Annotated in this window: 14 protein-coding genes and 1 pseudogene; 10 read left to right on the forward strand and 5 right to left on the reverse strand. The window is 68.4% G+C overall.

The annotated features are described in order from the left end of the window. Positions 1-12 precede the first annotated feature (12 nt). Entirely contained in the window at positions 13-510 is a 498-nt protein-coding gene (locus C4U44_RS43725; RefSeq protein WP_407642907.1) for a TIGR02391 family protein, read from the forward strand. A 363-nt stretch (positions 511-873) separates the two neighbouring features. On the opposite strand, the pseudogene C4U44_RS42965 reads toward C4U44_RS43725, so the two are convergent. Next, positions 874-1,134, reverse strand: a pseudogene (locus tag C4U44_RS42965) (helix-turn-helix domain-containing protein); the annotation flags it as partial. Continuing rightward, positions 1,131-1,526 carry a type II toxin-antitoxin system RelE/ParE family toxin gene (locus C4U44_RS34485; RefSeq protein WP_103889007.1) on the reverse strand — a complete coding sequence of 132 codons (396 nt, stop codon included), beginning with the start codon at positions 1,524-1,526 and terminating at the stop codon, positions 1,131-1,133. The pseudogene C4U44_RS42965 and the gene C4U44_RS34485, both read right to left, overlap by 4 nt. Before the next feature lie 757 nt (positions 1,527-2,283). On the opposite strand from C4U44_RS34485, the gene C4U44_RS34490 reads away from it, so the two are divergent. The 6 genes from C4U44_RS34490 to C4U44_RS34515 all read left to right on the forward strand — a co-directional run bounded on the left by C4U44_RS34490 (position 2,284) and on the right by C4U44_RS34515 (position 12,514). Next, entirely contained in the window at positions 2,284-3,459 is a 1,176-nt protein-coding gene (locus C4U44_RS34490) for a helix-turn-helix domain-containing protein (protein ID WP_103889008.1), read from the forward strand. Between the two features lie 47 nt (positions 3,460-3,506). Continuing rightward, positions 3,507-3,995, forward strand: a complete 489-nt coding sequence (locus C4U44_RS34495; RefSeq protein WP_235032424.1) for a hypothetical protein — start codon at positions 3,507-3,509, stop codon at positions 3,993-3,995. A 140-nt stretch (positions 3,996-4,135) separates the two neighbouring features. After that, positions 4,136-5,716 carry a DUF2397 domain-containing protein gene (locus tag C4U44_RS34500; RefSeq protein ID WP_146088368.1) on the forward strand — a complete coding sequence of 527 codons (1,581 nt, stop codon included), beginning with the start codon at positions 4,136-4,138 and terminating at the stop codon, positions 5,714-5,716. Further along, on the forward strand, positions 5,713-6,990 hold the full coding sequence (locus C4U44_RS34505) for a TIGR02678 family protein (protein ID WP_200823444.1): 1,278 nt from the start codon (positions 5,713-5,715) through the stop codon (positions 6,988-6,990). Before C4U44_RS34500 ends, C4U44_RS34505 begins: the two co-directional genes overlap by 4 nt. Beyond that, the gene (locus C4U44_RS34510) at positions 6,987-11,195 is read left to right on the forward strand and encodes a TIGR02680 family protein (RefSeq protein WP_146088369.1); all 4,209 of its coding nucleotides are present in this window, start codon (positions 6,987-6,989) and stop codon (positions 11,193-11,195) included. Before C4U44_RS34505 ends, C4U44_RS34510 begins: the two co-directional genes overlap by 4 nt. Continuing rightward, on the forward strand, positions 11,192-12,514 hold the full coding sequence (locus tag C4U44_RS34515; protein WP_103889012.1) for a TIGR02679 family protein: 1,323 nt from the start codon (positions 11,192-11,194) through the stop codon (positions 12,512-12,514). The genes C4U44_RS34510 and C4U44_RS34515 overlap by 4 nt, the downstream gene beginning before the upstream one ends. Here the strand turns inward: C4U44_RS34515 and C4U44_RS34520 are convergent. Further along, positions 12,461-13,150: a helix-turn-helix domain-containing protein gene (locus tag C4U44_RS34520; RefSeq protein ID WP_107503996.1), complete on the reverse strand. Its 690-nt coding sequence runs from the start codon at positions 13,148-13,150 to the stop codon at positions 12,461-12,463. The genes C4U44_RS34515 and C4U44_RS34520 overlap by 54 nt on opposite strands. Before the next feature lie 538 nt (positions 13,151-13,688). Between C4U44_RS34520 and C4U44_RS34530 the strand changes: the two genes are divergently transcribed. Continuing rightward, positions 13,689-14,726, forward strand: a complete 1,038-nt coding sequence (locus C4U44_RS34530) for an SGNH/GDSL hydrolase family protein (protein ID WP_235032426.1) — start codon at positions 13,689-13,691, stop codon at positions 14,724-14,726. Positions 14,727-15,015: 289 nt separating this feature from the next. Further along, positions 15,016-15,144 (forward strand): hypothetical protein, encoded by a 129-nt coding sequence (locus C4U44_RS34535; protein WP_456053126.1) that lies wholly within the window; start codon positions 15,016-15,018, stop codon positions 15,142-15,144. Between the two features lie 96 nt (positions 15,145-15,240). Here C4U44_RS34535 and C4U44_RS34540 read toward each other — a convergent pair whose 3' ends face one another. Both C4U44_RS34540 and C4U44_RS34545 read right to left on the reverse strand, forming a co-directional pair. Then, positions 15,241-16,425 (reverse strand): endonuclease domain-containing protein, encoded by a 1,185-nt coding sequence (locus C4U44_RS34540; RefSeq protein WP_103889014.1) that lies wholly within the window; start codon positions 16,423-16,425, stop codon positions 15,241-15,243. A 671-nt stretch (positions 16,426-17,096) separates the two neighbouring features. Further along, the gene (locus tag C4U44_RS34545; protein ID WP_103889015.1) at positions 17,097-18,026 is read right to left on the reverse strand and encodes a LysR family transcriptional regulator; all 930 of its coding nucleotides are present in this window, start codon (positions 18,024-18,026) and stop codon (positions 17,097-17,099) included. Between the two features lie 197 nt (positions 18,027-18,223). On the opposite strand from C4U44_RS34545, the gene C4U44_RS34550 reads away from it, so the two are divergent. After that, positions 18,224-18,691 carry an ester cyclase gene (locus tag C4U44_RS34550; RefSeq protein WP_103889120.1) on the forward strand — a complete coding sequence of 156 codons (468 nt, stop codon included), beginning with the start codon at positions 18,224-18,226 and terminating at the stop codon, positions 18,689-18,691. Positions 18,692-18,694: the final 3 nt, after the last annotated feature.

Genomic DNA, 18,694 nt, shown 5'->3' on the forward strand with positions numbered 1-18,694 from the left:
AGCTGAAGGGGGCTGGCGAACCCGGTCAAGGGGCTGTTCAGCATGTTCCGCAACCCGGCCGCGCACGTGCCGCGACTTCACCGCACGGTCACCGACGAGGAGTTGCTGGAACTGCTGACCACGTTGTCTATGGTGCACCGGCGGCTCGACAGCGCGCAGATCAATCCCGTGACGTCCTGGCGCCTCGCGCAGGGCGTGGGTCGTGCTCACGCGGCGTTTCCGCGGCCGCGGGCGCCTGTCACCGGCACGGCGCCTTGGCGGACAGGCACCCATTGTGGTTGCCGGCGCAGGGGCCCGGGGCGGGGTCTGTCGCGTGGGTCGGAGGGCGGGGTGAGGCGGTGCTGCTGGTGCTGTCAGCGGGCGCGCCACCAGCGCCCGGCTCGAACCATGCTTCCTCCACGAAGGTTCGGCAGCCAGGACGCACCGGACACCCGCCAAGGCCCTACTGCGCAGCCAGGTCAACTGGCGTACCTCAACGATCGCGTCGGATCAGCGGGCCTGTTCCAATGACCGCACGTCCTGCTCCGTCTCCCTGACAGCAGCATCCATGCGGCTGTGGACCAGTTGAAGGAAGGCCGTGAGATCCAGAGGCTGCCTGCGCGCCCGGTCGAGGAAAGCCATCGCGGCTGCCCCGCCTGGCTCAGACACCAGTTGGGCAAGCATGTGCCGCAGTCTGGCTTGGATGAGCGCCACGCTGAACTCCGCCTCTGCTTGGGCATTGCGGAGATCCGCTACTCCCGCGACAGCCGACAGCCAGGCGTCTGCTGGGATGTCATCGGGGTGGGTGAACAGCAGCTCGGTGAGACGCTGTTCGATGGCGGAGATTCGCTGCTCGGGCTTGTCGGCAGGTGGGGGCAGGGGTCTGACGAATCCCACCGACAGATCCATCTCCAGGGCTTTGGCCAGCCGGCGCAGCAAGGGAAGGGTTGGCACAGTTGCGCCTCCCTCGATGCGCGAGATCTGGGGCTGCTTCATGTCGGCGCGCTCTGCCAGCTGAGTCTGGCTCAGGCCGAGTTCGGTGCGCCGGTCGTAGACCTGCTGTGCGAGTTCGTCGGCGAGGCGGGCGTCCTCGTACAGGTCCTCGTACTCGGCATCGGCCGGGCGGGACCGGGGGTCCCAGCGGGCGTGGGTCATGATGGGCCTCCTTCTTTCCTGACCGGGCCTTGGTAGATGTTGTGGTCCTCAGCTGGCGGGTGCCGGTCTTTGCAGTTCTGCCGCGCCCGGCGTGCGCGGGCGATCTCGTCTGCCTCGTTCATCCTGGTTTTGCGGAACTGCGTCAAGAGCACCACTCGGTGGCCCGGAGCGAACCAGTAGGTGATCCTCTGGTCGTCGTCACCGAGCTGGAAGCGCAGTTCGTACAACCCATCACCGAGTGGTCTGCTTCGTGGCATGCGCATGCTCGGACCATCCTCGGCGAGGCGACAGACGTACAGGTCGACGCGGCTATGAGCGTCGAGGGCCAGGCCGGAAAGCCAGTCCTGCACTTCCGGCTCGATCTCGACGGTCCACAGCCCAGCCTCGTCCATAACATCCAGTGTATATGCACTCAACGTTATAGTCCTTCGGCCCGGCAGAGGAGGCCGGCCGCCGCGTTCCGCCTGCATGGCCGGCGCCTGGGAGATCGAGCCTCGGGCTTCGATGATTCCGCCGCCAGCCGGCCCCAGGAACCGAGCAGCGCTCGTCGCGCCGGAGACACTGCGAGTGTCGCGTAGGGGGCAGCACCGAACACCGTGAACCCATGGCGTCGACCTCGGCCTTCTCTTCCGACGCCATGGGCCTGGTGGCGCCGCTTGGCCAGATAGAGAAGCTCCTCAGCCTTGGCCGTCACCTCGCAGGACTCTCATGCAAGGCGCCCCGCCGCGCTCGCGCGGGTACCAGCGCGGCCGACTCCCCCGCCAGAGAGGATCAGCCTTCTGCAGGAGTCCCCCGCCACCGAGGGATCGCACACGCAGGCGCGGCCGGAGTTGCTTCTGCAAACTCCGTCGGGCGCTCCGGCCTGCGCAAGCACCTCACCTCCGCGCAGGCTCGACCACGCACTCCCTGACACATTCCGCCCCGGCCCAACCGCCCCACCACCGAGCCAGCGGGTCTTACTCATGATCATCGAGAGCGTCTCCGCGGCGGCCCGTCGCGTCCACCGCAGGATTTCAGCAAAGGGAAGAAATCAACTGATTCCTGGCGAGCAACAACAGACAGAGGGAAAATTTGACCTGTTTTAGCAGCTTTCGCTCAACAAAGATTCATAGGATTGCGATTTTCGCAACCCATGGGTAAGGTGGAGCAGTGACTGAATCGTTGATTGCACGAGTTCGCCAGGTACTCGAGGGCGTCGGCGAACCTCAGGCAGAGTTCGCCGCCCGAGTGGGCCTGACTCCCGACAAGCTGTCCAAGTCCCTGTCGGGCCGCAGGCGCTTCACGTCCCTGGAACTCGCCCTCATCGCGGAGCAGGGCCGCACCACCGTGGACTGGCTGCTGCAGGGCGTCGAGCCGCGAAGCACTACGCGTCTGGCTGCACGCACGCAGGGACCGGACGATGCGGCAGCTGCCGCAGGGCGGCCGGTTGCGCTCGCCTACGCCGACATCGTCGACGCCCTGACTGCAGCCGGATGCGCGCTGCCCTCCCCCGTCCTGCCGGCTTCTGCGGCCGCCGACGACGGAGATCTCATCGCTCAGGCCACCGATCTCGCTCGGCAGGCCACGGCCGCCGTCGGGACCAGCCCTCAAGGTGTGTCCACGCGCCAGCTGGGCGAGCAATGGGAGGAGATCTTCGGGCTCGTCGTGACAGCCGAGGACCTCCCGCCAGGGTTGGACGGTTTGGCGTGGGCCCCCAACGGGATGCGTCTGGTGCTGCTCGGGCGCTCCCCTATCTGGAGCCGCCAGCGCTTCACTCTCGCCCATGAGCTCGGGCACATCCTGGCAGGCGACGCGGAGGACGACCCTGTCGCCGAGCATGTCGCGCCCAGCCTCGCTCAGAGTAGGGCCGAGATCCGGGCCAATGCCTTCGCTGCCGAAATGCTCATGCCTGCCAGTGAACTGCGAGCGCGCGTGGCGCAGTCCGGAGCCCCAGGGCCAGATGACGTACTGCAGTTGTCGTGGGACTTCCTCGTCTCTCCCAGCGCTATGGCCACCCGCCTGAAGACTCTTCGAGTGATCAGCGAGGAGCAGCGCCGCGCATGGGCCACTGCCACGACTCAGGCGGCGGCAAGGCATGTCGGCGAGCTCGACATGCACTTCGCCTACGCTGAGCAGTCCGAGACCGGCTGGTACTCCACGCTCCTGGCCAAGCAGGCGATCACCGCGTATGTGCGGGGCGATGTGAGCATCCGTGCCGTGTCGGCTGTCACGGGCAAGGATCCCGATCAGCTACTCGATCTGTTCCAGGCCAGCGCGCCGTTGGAGGAGGCGCCGGCGTCATCTTCATCCCCTGCGAGCACTCCAGAATTGGCCTTCACTCCGTGAGTTCGTGGTGCTTTCCCGACAACACCGTCTTATGCAATTTTGCCTCTGTGAACCGGCTGGACCTCTTGGAGGCGATCCTCGACGGCCGCGGGCGCTGGGCTGAGGCGGTGGCGCACGAGGCGCGGGCCTCGGCTGCCGTGGCGCTGCCCGGTCTGGCGTCGGTCTTCGAGAAGGGGTGGCTTGGGGAGCCCCTGGAGATCGGCCAGGAGGAGGCGGCCGCAGTGGAGCGCGTGCGTCGCTCGGGCTTCTTCGGGCAGGCTCAGCGCCCCACGCAGCACCTGGGCGAGGCGCAGACTCTGCACATCGTCCGTACCTGGCTTGGTTACGGAGACTCGGTGTGGATCAGCGACGACCGGGCGGCATGCGATTTCGCCCGTCACCACGGCATCACGACCTGGCGCACGATGGATGTCATGGCGCAGGGCTGTGCGCGCGGGGACGTTGTTCACGTCGAGGCCTTCGCTCTGCTGCAGGCCATGCAGTCCTGTGGAAGAAGTCTGGAGATGCCGTCGAGTGCGCAGGCGCTGCTCTCCTGACACCGCGTGCGGCCGCCCGTGATCGGCGCCTGAACCGGTCGGATCCGAATACTTTCGGACGTAAACGATCCAACGGCCCGCGCAGCCCCCACACTTGCATAAAGTGCCTCCCAGCTGCTGTGAAGCAGCCGGGGGTGAGGATGCGGATCGACAGCTCAAGTGCGGGGGGCGACGGCTCCGCGGCCCGACGCGACCTCTACCGCTATGCGACGGCCGAGCATGCGCTGGAGTACCTGCTGGTCATGGACCTGTTCACGCAGTCGCTGTTGACCGACCTGTCGGCTGCCGAGGTTTCGGAGAGGGCCACGGACGCCGGCCGTGCCCTGTCGGTGGAGACCGCCGAGGAGCGGTGCCTGAAGCTGGTCAGGTGGGGCAATCTGGTGTCGACCACACGCGACCCCCGGGTTCCGACGGTGGCCGCACTGCAGCGCGCCCGCAACCGTTTCCAGGCGTCCCGGCTCGGCGTGAAGGTCCATCACCAGGTGCAGGATCTGCTGACTGCTGCCGACGGCGCCAGGGAAGTGGCCCGTGAACTGCTGGGAAGCATGGTCCAGTTGCTGGACCGCATCATCGGCCACGCATCCGGGAGCGGCGAGACCGAACCCGATGCGCTGGCCGCCGATGTCACGACGGTCTTCTCCCACCACCAGATTTTCACCGAGAGCGTCCGCGACTTCTACGCCTACCTCTCCTCGGTGCTCAGCCGCTACGACCTGGCCGGTGAGGAGTACTCGACCTTCAAGACGCTGCTGCTGGAATACGTCGATCTGATCAGCAGCGACGTGTCACGGCACGCCCCGGCAGTGGCCGATCGTCTGGTGCGTCTGAGGCCGCTGCTGCCTGCCGTCCTGAAGGTACTGGCCGCGTTGCCCGGTCTGGTCTCCGCCGACGGCAGTCCGGTGCAGCAGTCCCCGGGCCGGCAATTGCGGGACTGGCAGGAGCTGACCGACTGGTACAGCGGGCAGGACGGGGCTTCCGGTCCCGCGCACCTGCGTGCGGCCGCTGAGCAGGCGCTGAGCCAGCTGATCAGCAATGCCAAGCGCATGCTGGCGACCGAAGGCACGGGCGTGCCGCGGCGGGACGACTTGCTGCACCTGGCCGCGCTGTTTCAGGCCGCCCAGGCAGAGGAGGCGGATCGCGCGTTCTGCGCCGCTTTCGGCGCCTACCCGGCCCGCCATCTGTCCGGCGGTCCGGAAGAGCCCGATCCGCGAGTTGCCACATCGGCGTCGTGGTGGGAGACGGATCCGGTGGACGTTCCGGTCTCGTTGCGGGAACGCGGAGACCGGGCTGCCCGCGGACGTACGTCCCGTGTGCCGGCCGCGGGCATGGCCGAGGCCCAGCTGCGTGCACAGGCAGCCGCCGAGCTGGCAGCACGCCAGGCATGTGCTGCTGAACTGGCCGCCGTCGGCGAAGTGAACGGGTCCCGGCTGTCTCCAGGGGCCCGGGAGATGCTGCTCGACCTGATCAGTCAGGCCCACTCACAACATCCCACCGCGCAAGGTCCTCTGGAGGCCGTGGATGCCCACCTGGGCGTTGCCGTTCATATCGAGCACACGCCGAGCCGCCTCACCCTTGTCCTGTCCGATGACGGCCGCACCCTGATCCATGACCTGACGCTGCGCACACGCGCCATCGGCGGCGGATTGGCGTCGAGCGATCCCGCCGCCGACGGAACCGGCAGCAGCCGCTCCTCAGCTCCACCGCCCGGAGGTGACCGGTGAACGCTGCAAGACTGGCTGCTGCATCCGCTGCCACCGCCGAGCAGGAAGCCAGTGAGCGCAGAACCGCCGCTCGCACACTGCTGGGCCACCCGCTGCTGACCTCCCGCCGGCATCCGGAGGAACTGGCCCTGGTACGGCGGCACGCGATGGCACTCAAGACCACCTTCAGTCGCGTCCTGGGCTACCACCTGATCGTGGAGAGCTCGTTCGCGCGATTGGTGAAAGCCCCCCTCAGCCCGGACGGCCCGCAGCGTGTGGCCCGCCGGGGTGACGGGCCCGCATTCACTCCGCAGACCTATGCGCTGTTCGCCCTGGCCTGCGCAGCGCTCCTGGCCCCTGGTATCGGCGAATTCGTTCTGATCTCGTCGCTGGTGGACCAGCTCCGCGCCGACGCTGCAGCTGCCGAGGTCACCTTGCAGGACTCGCCTGCTGAGAACCGGCGCTTGGCCCATGCGCTCGGGCTGCTGATCGAGTGGGGTGTGCTCAGTGAGACCGACGGCTCGGTACAGGCCTGGGCTGAACGCAAGGAGGAAGGGGTGCTCGCTGTGCACCGGTCCCTGCTGCCTCATCTGTTGGCCCGCCCGCTGAGGGACGCAGCGTCCCTTCAGGCTCTGTGGGCAGTACCCGAGGAACCTGCGGAGCCACGGCGCAGCCTGCGCCGCAGGCTCGTGGAAAACCCCCTGGTCAGACGAGAGGATCTCAGCGACGGCGAACGGGACGTGCTGTCGCGGGAGCGTTCGGAGCTCACCCGCCTGCTCGACGAGCACTTCGGTCTGACACTGGAGGTGCGGGCCGAAGGTGTCCTGGCCTACGACACCGACGGCGCTTTGAGCGATGTGGAATTCCCCGGGCCGGGAACCGTTCGGCAGGCTGCCCTGCTGCTGTGCGACGCTCTGATCGACCTCGGCCGGCCCGCTGCCGGTGTCTCGGCACAACTCGCGGACGGGGACACATCGGGGATGCTGGTCGCATGGTCGACCGTTGCCGACGAGGTCACGCATCTGACCGAGCGCCACCACCGCGCCTGGTCCGGTGCGCTGGTCGCCGACCCCGGACAGTTGCAGGCCGAGGTGATTGCTCTGCTGGAATCCCTCTCGCTTGCTCGCGGCACGCCCGAAGGCCTGCTGGTGCATGCCGCGGTCGCCCGCTACCGGCCCGCCCCCCATACCGCGGAGCCCAGCCGCGCCACACGCCGCCTGCACGACCTGTCCGCTCCGGCAGCCGACGCGCAGACCGGCCTGTTCGACGCCGGCCCTGCCCGGGAGGTCAGGTGACCTTCGCCCTTCCCGGCCCGCGAAGCGGCAGCCCGGCGACCGTGCCGACACCGCGGGCGCACCCGCAGCGGTGGCGGATGCATCGTGCAGGGATCGTCAACGTGTGGTTCTACCTCGACCAGCGCTTCGACCTGTCCGGCGGGCGGCTGATCCTGCGCGGCACCAACGGGTCGGGCAAGTCACGGGCGCTGGAGATGATGCTCCCCTTCGTCCTGGACGCTGACCGGCGCCGGATGGACGCCACCGGCTCCGGGAAGGTCCGGTTGGAAGATCTGATGCGTGCCGGCGGAGAAGAACAGCCCAACCGCCTGGGCTACGTGTGGCTGGAGCTGATCCGCCCGGGCGAGGGCCACACTCCGGCGGCAGCCCCGCAGTACCTGACGGTCGGCGCGCTGATCAGGTTCTCCCGCAGTACCTCGGAAGCCAAGGCGTGGTACTTCGCCACACCGTTGAGAGTCGATCACGAACTGGTGCTGGTCGACTCAGCCCGCACCCCGCTCTCACGCGAGGGGCTCGTCGAAGCAGTCGGAGCCGACCGAGTGACGGACAAGCCCGAGACGCATAGAGAGCGGATTCGCTCCGAGGTCTTCGGGCTGCAGGGCCGGCAGGGCCGGGAACGCTACATCGGGCTTCTGCAGCTGCTGCACACCCTGCGAGCGCCCGACGTCGGCAACCGGATCGACGAAGGCCGCCTTCCTCAGATCCTCTCCGACGCGCTTCCCCCGCTGCCGGAAGCTTCGCTGGCCACCGCTGGCGAGGAGCTCGACGGGCTGGAGGAGACCCGTCAGGCGCTGGAGCGTCTGGAGTCGGCCTACGGGCACATCGCAGACTTCCTGCGGGTCTACACCCGCTACGCCACCGGAGTGCTGGCCTCCCGGGCCAAGCAGACCCTGCGCGCAGCCGAGAACGCCCGCACGTTGGAAGGCGCGGCCACCCGGGAGAGGGACGCCCACGAGCACCTCGCCCAGGAGCGCGCCGAGACTGCGGCGCGGGTGGAGGAACTGGACGACCTCAAAAGGGAGTTGGAGGCGACCGCAACCGGCATCCGTCAGTCGCGCGAGTACCGGGCAGTGCGCGAACTGTCCGAACGCACCACCACGGTGCAGGCTCTGGCATCCGCAGCCGACAACGCCCTGGACGCCGCGTACTCCGCACGCCGCCAAGAGCAGGCGACGGTCGACTCCTGCGACCAGGCGACCGAAGACGTCCAGGAACAGGGCAACGCCATCACCACCCTTCTCACCCGGGTCAGCGCACATCTGAACCGGGCCGCCCTAAGTGCAGCGCTACCCACGCACCTGACGATCACCACGCATCGTCCCGCTGCTCTGGCCGAACCGGTCCGCACCATCAGGACGAGTGACCCCGAGCCCGTGCAGCGCCCCGTTCCGCTGGTGCTTTCCCCCGCAGCCGAGGAGGCAGCCGCAGCTGCGCAGCAGCTGTCCTCCACCGCCGACACTGTGCGGGCTGCGGCCGCAGCCCGCCAGCAGCAGGCCGATGCCCGCCACACCGATGCCCGGCGGCTGGCGGCCGCCCTGCAGAACGTGCAGCGAGCCGAAGACCGGGCCGAGGAAGCAGCCGCCACCGCCAGATCCACCGAGGAGCGCGCCCAGGACAAAGCCGGCGAGCGAGACGAAGCTGCCGAGGATCTGGCCCTGCAGTGGCGGTCCTGGACGACGTCGGCGGTCACCATCAGTCTTCTGGGCACCGTGGACTGGTCCGCCACGGCCGCAGCTCCGGCCTTTCACGGCGGCGAGAGGCTGTCCGAGGCCAGCAGTGAGGACCTGGCAGCGATGGATGCCGCCGCAAGTGCCGCTGCCACCCCTCCCCGCCAGGAACATGCCCGCGCCATGGCCGAACTCGACGCCCGGCAACGGCAGGCCGCCGAGACGGCCGACGCTCTGACCGAGGAAGCCCGAGCCCTGCACAACGCCGAGGATGTCCCGCCGCCGGCGCCGCACTGGGTGAGCTCACCGCCTCCGGGTTCAGTGGAGTTGTGGCGCGTGCTGGAGTTCCGCCCTGGCCTCAGCGGCGCCGACCGGGCCGGTCTGGAAGCAGCACTGCTGGCGGCCGGGATCCTGACGGCCCGCATCACCCCTGAGGGTGACCTCGAGGCCGCCGACGGCAATTTGCTGCTCCGCCCGTCAGGGCCAGCGGTGTTGCACTCGGTACGGGCGGTGCTGCACCCCAGTCAGCCGTGCCCGGTGCCCGCAGCTCGGGTCGAAGCTGTTCTGGAGCGTATCGCCCTGGACTCCTCGGCACACGCGACCTGGATCAGCCGGGACGGCTCTTGGGGCAACGGACCACTGCACGGCCGCCACCGCCTGTCCACAGCCCGCTACATCGGCGCAGTTGCACGGGCGGCAGCACGCGCGGCACGGCTGGAGCAGATCCAGGCTCAACTGCAGGAGCTGGCTCAGGCAGCTGAAGAACGGGCGCAGGCCCGCGATCGGCTGGCTACCGTCCTCACGGACCTGGAGGCGCATGTCCTGACCGCGCCGCGCTCTACGGCCCTGGCCAGCCTGCGTCACCAGGCGGCCCAGGCCGCCGTGGACGCCGCAGATGCCCGCCGCCAGGCACGCGAACTGCACGAGCAGGCGGCGACGCTGCGCCGGGAGTGGGCAGTCGACGACCGCCAGCACAGCCAGACCTGTGCGGCCTTGGGCCTGCCCGCTGACTCCGCGGCCCTGGCGACAGTCAGCGAAGCCGCCGCGACTGCCGAGTCAGGCTGCCGCGAACTGCAACAGGCAGCCGCGACCGTCACCGGCCGGATCCAGCGCTACCAAGCGCGGCTGGACCAGGCCGTGCAGGAGACTGCCCGCCGCCACGCCGCGGAGGACAAGGCTGCAGTGGCCTGTGCCACCTGGTCCGCACAAGCAGCAGAATTGGCAGCGCTGCGCGAGACGCTGGGCTCCACGCCGCAGCAGATCACCGATGCCCTGGAGCAGGCCGACCGCGCGCTGAGCCATGCCACCTCCGACCACAAGACAGCCAGCCGTGTTCTCACCGACCTGACCGCGAAGGAAGCAGCGGCAGGCATCACCTCCCGACACGCTGCCGAGCAGGCCGCGCAAGCCCGCCAGGACCTCGCCTCCAGCGCCGCACAACTGCGCCACCGCACCACCCACCCAGCCTTGGCCCACGCATTCAGCAGCCCCGCTCCCGCCCTGACCGACCTTCCCGCTGATCCCTCCCCCGAACAAGCGGTGGTCCTGGCCCGCACCGTGACCGCGGCCCTTAACGACTCCGCTCACACCGCGGATGTCACCGCGCTGCTACGGGCCCAGTCGCTGCTGGAACGCCATACGTCCGGCAGCTACGACGTGCAGGACACCGTCGAGGACGACCTGCACATCGTGGAACTCATCGACGCCACCGGCAGGCGGCACATCGCCCAAGCGGCCGCCGAGCTGAAAGACCGCAGAGACCGAGGCCGCCTGGCTCTGACTCAGCGCGAACGCGACGCCTTCCATCGCTTCGTTCTCGGCGGCATGGCCGGTGAACTGCGCGACCGCATCCACGAAGCAGACCGACTGATCAAAGCGATGAATCAGTCCCTGGAGACAATCTCCACCAGCCATGGCATCGGTGTCCGGGTGCGCTGGGTGCTGGCGGAGTCCGCGCAGAGCGCCACCGCTCGCCTCAAGGAACTCCTGGCACGCGACCCTCGGGTCCTGCGCGAGGAGGAGACCGACGAACTGATTGTGCTGCTGCGATCCCGCGTCGACCAGGCACACGCCAATGAGCCGGACGCCGGCTACGCCACTCACCTGCGCACAGCGCTGGACTACCGGACCTGGCACACCGTGAAGGTCATCATCATCGGCCCCGCGCCAGGGCAGGAACGCAGCATCAGCCGCCGAGCCAAACTGTCCCAGGGCGAGACCCGTTTCGTGTCCTATGTGACCCTGTTCGCCGCCGCCGACGCCTATCTCAGCGGCCTGCCCGACACCGACCGGGCTCTGCGCCTCATCCTGCTCGACGATGCCTTCGCCAAGGTCGACCAGCCCACCATCGGCGAGTTCATGAACCTGCTGGTCCGCCTGGACCTGGACTTCGTGATGACCGGCCACGCCCTGTGGGGCTTCTTCCCCGGCGTGCCGGCCCTGGACACCTACGAAGTCCGACGCGCAGAAGGAACTCCTGCGATCACCACGCACGTGCACTGGGACGGCCACACCCGCCACCTGCGGACCGCCTCATGACCAGCAGCACCGCCGTCCGGATACCGGAGCCGCTGCGCAGTTACCTCGCCGACGCCTGCCTTGCCCCCCTGTGGGCGGCGATGCGCTCCAAACTGGAGCGCAACCGCCTGTCCCCTACCGGAATCGTCCGCGTTGAACTCGACGAGGAAGGCACCAGCAGGCTCGGAGGACTTCTGGGCACCCGTCCCGCCGCCGGCACCGTGTCCGTCAGGCTGCCGCTACTGGACCATGCCCTGCGCGTCTCGGCAGCCCAGTGCGGTCTGCTGACTGCCGTAACCGACCTCACCGGCAGCCCTCTGACCGACCGCGTCCTGACACGGCAAAGGCAAAGCGCTGCGCGAGCCGACCTGTGGGCGCGGATCGATGCACGCCTGGCTGACGCCGGGCTGGCCGCCGCATCATGGGTCCCCACCTGGCTCGAGGGGCTACGCACCACCGGCATGCTCACCCGCGCCGGATCCGATACAGCATGGGAGGCTGCCGACGGCGCACTGCGCGCCCTGGCCCTGCTGCGCACCCTGCCCCTTCACCCGGCAGAACAACCAGACGTCCCGCCACGTGAATGGCAACTGGCTGAACTTGCCGCACACGCCACCGCCGACGGGCACGGCCTGGACGAGGGCCGCTTGGCCGGAATTCTCGTGCTGCGCGCCATCGCAGCAGCCTGCGACATACCGCTGCCTGAATCCTCCGCAGCCCGGCGCCGCCTGTGGGAGCGCGTGTCGGTCACGACAGACGTGGTATCGGGAACCGTCATGGTCTGGCACCTCAACCCGCCAGGAGACGATCCATGGTCGACGATGATGCGCAGCCGCTCTCAGATGCATCTGGTCACCCACCTGACCATGCACGAACTGGGCGCTGCATCGGCAGCGACCCTCGTGCCCCCCGACGCATCCGTGCACGGCTGCGAGAACCCTCAAGTCCTGCAGGCAACTGCCCGACAACGCATCCCCACTACCCTGATCTGCCCCTCCGGCAATCCAGCGGGAGCCGGCTGGGAACTACTGGGCCGCCTCAGACGCGACGGCGCCCGACTGAGCTACCACGGCGACTTCGACTGGCCCGGCCTGGCGATCGCCGCCCGCATCTTCGCTCTTGGAGCAGCGCCGTGGCGCATGGGCTCGAGTGACTACCGCGATGCGCTCACCAGCATCCGGGGCGACCATGCCCTTGGTCTGTCCGGACCACCAACGCCCAGCCACTGGGACCCTGCCCTGGCCACGTCAATGACCCGTGCCGGCGTGGCCATTCACGAAGAAGCCCTACTTCCACTGCTGCTCAACGATCTCTACACCGCGGCGCACAACGGCAGTTGACCCGTCTCCTCCTACCCTCTTCCGGTGTGCGGAGTTGGATCGGGTGGGGGCTTCGGTGGGGACGTAGGCGACGGGTCCGCCGGAGTGCGACACGAGCAGGGTGCCCAGCAGTCGGTCGGCGGCCTGACGGTCGCGTGCGGCCGGGGCGGTGAGGTGCTTGGTGGGGGTGGCCAGGTCGGTGACGTATCCGGCGAGGACAGCGTCCGGGAAGCCGTGGCGGCCCTGGGAGTCTTTCGTCCATTGCTGGAGGCCGCTGAGGACAGCGACGACGTAGCCGGACAGGGTCACCGGCAGGATCCCTCCGGCTGCCACGCTCGCCGGATTGCACCGCCACCGCCCCTGCAAGGCAGCCAGCAGCTCATCGGGAGGCAGGGATGCGGAGAAGCCTTGTACGTACTCCCCCGGCCGGACCGCGGCCGGCGCGACGTCGGCACGAAGCACAGCGATCTCCGGCACCTGCAGATACCTCAGGTCCGTCACGGGGCGGTCCTTCAGGGCCATGACGACCTCCAGCGGCACCATGACCCGCACTCCGTGCCTGGACAGGCCCGGGAGCAGCCCCGCGTGGATCAGGCGACGGAAAGTGGTCACCGCGCAGCCGAGCTCCGCAGCCGCCTGACCCGTGGTCAGCAACACGCTCCGCGTCCCCTCGCCCGACAGTACTGGCTCGCGGGACCACCGTAGGGGGACCAAAGGTCAAGCACACTCCGATATTTGATGAAGGACTTACAACAGCCGTTGCGTGGAGTTGTGCCTCGGTTCGGGCGGCCGGCATCGAGGTGATGTCCGCCTTCGCCATTCGCGGGTGGTGGACGAGGTCGCGCCGCCGATCGACGCGATGCTCAGGTCGGAGGTCCTGCTCAAGGGCAAAGGTGACCCACTGATGAGGCTTCCTGAATCTCCCCACCGGGTGCTCGGGGTGGGACGGACCTGCTTGCTGAGATTCCCCACCTGCGGACGTCCGAGTTGGCGACAGCGTCTGCCATGGAGGTCATATGGCCGCTCCTGTGTGCCCAATGGAGGGCGGGTGCGCGTCAAGGGCTTGCCGCAGGGTTGCTGGAGAGCTACCGGCGTGCCTCGCGGTCATCGCTTTAAGCGCATGAATGAATACTCTGCGTAGCGATCTGTCTCTTCCCGTAGTCCTCGACGAAAGGGCATCGGCATGCCTTCGGCCATGCGCAAGACGACGAAAACTCCGGTGGTGCGGCGGCTGGCCGCCGCGGCCATCGCGCTGGGCAGTTGCCTCACGCTCGCCGGCCCGGCGGCACACGCCGGCGCGGCTCCCGCCGACCCCGTACCGACGGTCTTCTTCGGCGACTCCTACACCGCCAACTACGGCATCGCCCCTGTGAACCACGAAGGCGAGGCAAGGTTCTTCTGCTTCCAGGCGAAGGAGAACTATCCCGCCGTTGCCACCCAGCGCCTCGCGGACAAGGGCGTCACGCTCGACGTCCAGTCCGACGTCTCCTGCGGAGGCGCGCTCGTCCATCACTTCTGGGAGAAGCAGGAGCTGCCCTTCGGCCTCGGCGAGCTCCCGCCGCAGCAGGATGCGCTCAAGCCCGACACTCAGCTGGCCGTGGGCAGCATGGGCGGCAACACGGTGGGCTTCAACCGCATCCTGAAGCAGTGTTCCGCCAAGCTCCGCGGCGTGGAGGGGACTCTGCTGCCGGGAACACCGGTGGACGAGGACGTGCCCGCCGCCAAGTGCAGCGAGTTCTTCGCGTCCGGGGACGGAAAGCAGTGGCTGGACGATCAGTTCGAGCGGGTCGGATACGACCTGGAGGAGATGCTCGAACGCATCGCGTACTTCTCTCCCGACGCCAAGCGCGTCCTGGTCGGCTACCCCAGGCTCGTGCCCGCGGACACCGCCAAGTGCCAGACCCCGGCGCCCGGCCAGACGGAGCTGCCATTCGCGGACATCCCGCAGGACGCCCTGCCGGTCCTCGACCAGGTCCAGAAGCGGTTGGACGACGTCATGAAGAAGGCCGTCGCGGACACCGACGGTGGCGCCGACTTCGTGGACCTCTACGCCCGCACCGGCAGCAACACAGCCTGCGACGGCACCAACCGAGGCATCGGCGGCCTGCTGGAGCCCTCCCAGCTCAAGATCGGAGAGCAGGCGCTCCCGTGGTACCTGCACCCCAATGACAAGGGCCGCGACATCCAGGCCACACAGGTGGCCGACACGGTCCAACAGGTCCTCAACCGGTAAGGACTCCCCCACCTGAGAACCGGACCCGCACCCCACCGCACCGGATCCGGATCCCTTCATCTCCCCTCAACGAAGCCCCAGGTCATCAGCCTGGGGCCTCGTCATACGACTGGCTCCTGAACCGGCCACGGCGGAGCTTCCTGACGATCGGCCTGGCGATGCGGCGAGGGTACCCCGTTGCCGACGGCAACTGAGTAGGGAACGGAGAGCAGCCCTGGCCGTTTTCACGAAGCCTCATCACCACGGGCGCCTGGTCCAGGAGTACGGGGTCGGCATCAACTACCAGCGGGTGAAGCTCTATCTCCCGCAGGCCCGGCCCCGGATCGCGCAGGAGTTGGGCATCAGCCCGGGTGAGCGGGTGGGCCTGCACCGGGGGTTCGAGGTCGTTCCGGGTGCTCAGGACCAGGTCGACTGGTGACGAGGTCCTGGCCACCGCGATCCTCGACCGCCTCCTGCACCACTGGGGACTACCGTCGGCAAAGCCGTCCATAGGCAGCCCACCTCGTCACAGCTCTCACGTCAGCTCGCTCTCCACTGTCAGGAGCACGACGCGCTCGGCTTCATCAGCCGTCAGGCGCACGGTAGTAGAACGGGAAGGACGCTGTTCGGGGCAGCGGACCGTGCACTCGATTCCGCTCTCGTCGGTCTCATCGAGTGTCACGCACGCCTGCATAGGCCAGTCACAGTCCGCTGCACCCCACTCCCGGTGAGCGTGGCGACGCAATGCCGCGAGCCGGTGGTGCGGCGGCAGTTTCCGCTCAGCCCGGCAGCCGTCACAGCGCAGCAGGTGCGCAATGCTGCCTTCCATGGCCAAGAACTCTTTGCCGTGTCCTTCCTTGGTATTGCAACTGCCGCACAGGGGGCCGCGGATCATGCCGTGGTCGTGGCAGTGATCCCAGTCGGTGGCCGGCCGAGGCGTGCGGCATACTCCGCAGAGGTAGTCCCGCGCCCGCGGCCCTTGTTCCTGGATCCGGGCGTAGGAGGCGCCGTTGAGTTCGTTGCGGTAGCGGCGCAGACCAGCGGCCGCACACTGAGGACAAAGGATCCGCCAACCGCTGGCGGTCGCGGTGCGCCAGGCAGAGCCTGTATCGAGCGCGCCGCAGCCGCCGCAGGTGTGGATAGTCGCAGTCAGCGCGCCCTGGGCCTCTTCCCACCGGTCGAGAATGTTGGCAAGGGTCCGGGGAATCAGCCAGGTCTCCTGGGTCCAGACCAACGCGGGCACTGGAAGCGTGCAGGCGATGGCGAAGTGGCCATAGCGCCGCAGCAGGTCTTGTTGAGTAAGCCCGCAGGGCAGAGCCCAGTTGGTATCGCCACGCTGGCAGCCGAGCGGTCCGCACGGGCAGCCGTTGTTCCTGCGAGCATCCCGCGCTGCGCTGCGGAACAGGCGAAGGAGCTGGCTCCGCCAGGACGTGCCCAGCGGGACATCCACCTGCAGTTCGCTGCGGACGGCATGCCGGGGGTCGACGAGATCCTCCGGGTCCCAGGCCAGGCTTGCGATGGTCCGGGCTGCCTGCCGAACATCCGCTTCGTGAAATCGCCATTGATTCGCATGCTTATACGCGCGGACCGGGACATAACCAAAGAAAACGTCATCATGTTCGGTAAAGCGTCTGCGCTGGAAGTGCTCCGGCGCCACCGGAATCGAACAATCCCTCATCTCATCGGCCAGGTACTGCACGGCCAGTTTCTGCCTGATCACCCGGTCAGGATGGCACCACCCACCGACACCACCCTCCCCACTCCGGTGCTCGCGGCCGGGATCCGCCGTGTGCAGCGCAGCAACCTACAACAAGGGCTCCCGGAAAGAAGCGCGACACAGCGAGCACCCCACGGCGCGCCGTCGCGTCCACCAGCCCAGCCGCATACCTCGCCCCTCACATGATCCGCGCACCCTTGGTTGTTCAACCTACTGCGACCCTCTTCCGCACTCCGGACGACCAGAACCCGCCGGAATCGACGCGGGAGACGCTGACGTCCCTCAGCGGAAGCGGGCCTGCGGCCTCGGCCCTGACGGGGCCGTGCACCACCGGGCAGCGATCGCGTTCTTCAACACCACCATCGCCTGAGCGGGAACGCCTCCGCCGAAAGACGGCGCCGACAACCCACCACGCCCGAGACCCCGTGATGACGCCCCCTTCGGGGCCAGCCATAGGAACAGCCACCCCCACGACAGCCGACCCGCCACCCGCTCGCCGCAAAACGGCAGCCGCTTGGTCACTCCGTGACAGCAGACCAACCCGCGTCCACCGCGCATGACCAGGCAAGCACCAGCCGAACACAGCTGACGCACAACCGCTGCCACCAAGGCGCCCACTCACAATGTCCTGGCACGCGGCGGTCTCCCGGCAGGCGCATGGGGCGGTGCTTCCTTCACGCAGATGACTTGTGCTCCGTAGCGAGTTCGGCGGTCTCGTCGCGCACGGCTTGGAGCATGGCGCTCGCGGACGCCGACGGTTCGGTGGCGGTGACCATCACGGTCTCCCTGCTGAAGACGAGTGCGGGGTCATCGACGCGCAACCACTTCACGCCCCGCGGGACGGTGTCCGCGGCCAACCCGGGCATGACCGACACCCCCAGCCCCGCGGCAACGAGCCCCACGCGTGTCTGCCAGCTGTCCGTCCGGTAGGCCACGCGCGGAGCCTCCAGTGTGGGCCAGGCGCCGAACTGGGGCCCGCCGCTCTCCTCACCGGCTCCCACGATCCACGCCTCCCGCGCCAGGTCGTCGATGTGCACCTCGTCCCGGGAAGCCAGCGGATGGGCCACGGGGACGGCCACGCCGATGCCGCGGCCGGTGCGCACGACCTCGACGCGCAGCCCGCTGACGTCGTAGTCGGGGAGCCCTTCCCCGATCGCCAGCACGGCCACCTCCAAGCGTCCGGCGCGAACACGGCGCAGCTGGGCGGGGCTGCCGGCCTCCCACAGGCTCACGGTGAGGGCCGGGTGCGCCTTGTGCAGGCGCGCGATGGCCCGAGGCACCAGCACGGCGGCCGCAGTGGGGTACGCGCCGACGGTCAGCCGGCCCGCGAGGCGGTCGCGGAGCCCGGCGATCTCCAGTTCCGCCGCCTCCGCGTGCGCGATCATGCGGCGGGCGTGGCGCAGCAGCGCCTCCCCGGACAGGGTCGGCCGCACCCCTCGGGCATGGCGCTCGAACAGCGGGGTTCCCACCGCGGCTTCCATCGCGATGATCTGGCGGGAGACCGCGGACTGGGTGTATCCGAGCGCCTCGGCCGCCGCGGTGAAGGACCCGCGCTGAGCGACTTCCAGCATGACCCGCAGGCCCGTCAGTGTCAGTTCCGGCATGGGCCGACGCTATGCGTGAACCGCGGTGTCGACAACGAGTGACCCGCCATTTCGTGCATGGCGAGGCCAGCACGCAGCCATGCGGTTCTCGCATGGAAGCGATGAAAAGGCATCGCTGGTCGTGTTGCCTCGACGGTGCAACGCTGGCTGTGTCAAGGAAAAACGCAATGTGGCAGCACCGATCCAGAGGAATGACCATGGCTCGTTTCATCTCCCCCGACGACACCCGGTACGACGAGCGCTCCCGCGCGCTCGTCCGCATCGGACGGGACGCCATCTCCAAGGAGAACCCGAGCGCCCTGCGCGCTTACTTCAGCGCGGACTTCAGGTTCCACGGCCCCGACGGCGACCTCGGATTCGACGAACTGGCGGGCTTCTTCGGCCAGATGCGTGACGCGTTCACGGACTACTACTGCGAGCGGTATGAGATCGTCTCCGCCGGAAATCTGGTCGGCTGCCGCACGGAGATGGGCGGCGTCTTCGACAAGCCGTTCGATCCGACGCCGGTCGGAACGGTGCAGCCGCACGGCAAGCAGGTGACGCTGACGCTGATCAACATGTTCCGCTACGACGAGGACGGCAGGCTGGCGGAAGAGTGGGTCCAGTACGACAACGTGGAGTGGCTGCGCCAGCTCGGCATCGAACTCGTCCCGGCCTCCCGCTGAACC

It is taken from the genome of Actinacidiphila yanglinensis (assembly GCF_900107965.1).
Taxonomy (GTDB): Bacteria; Actinomycetota; Actinomycetes; order Streptomycetales; family Streptomycetaceae; genus Actinacidiphila; species Actinacidiphila yanglinensis.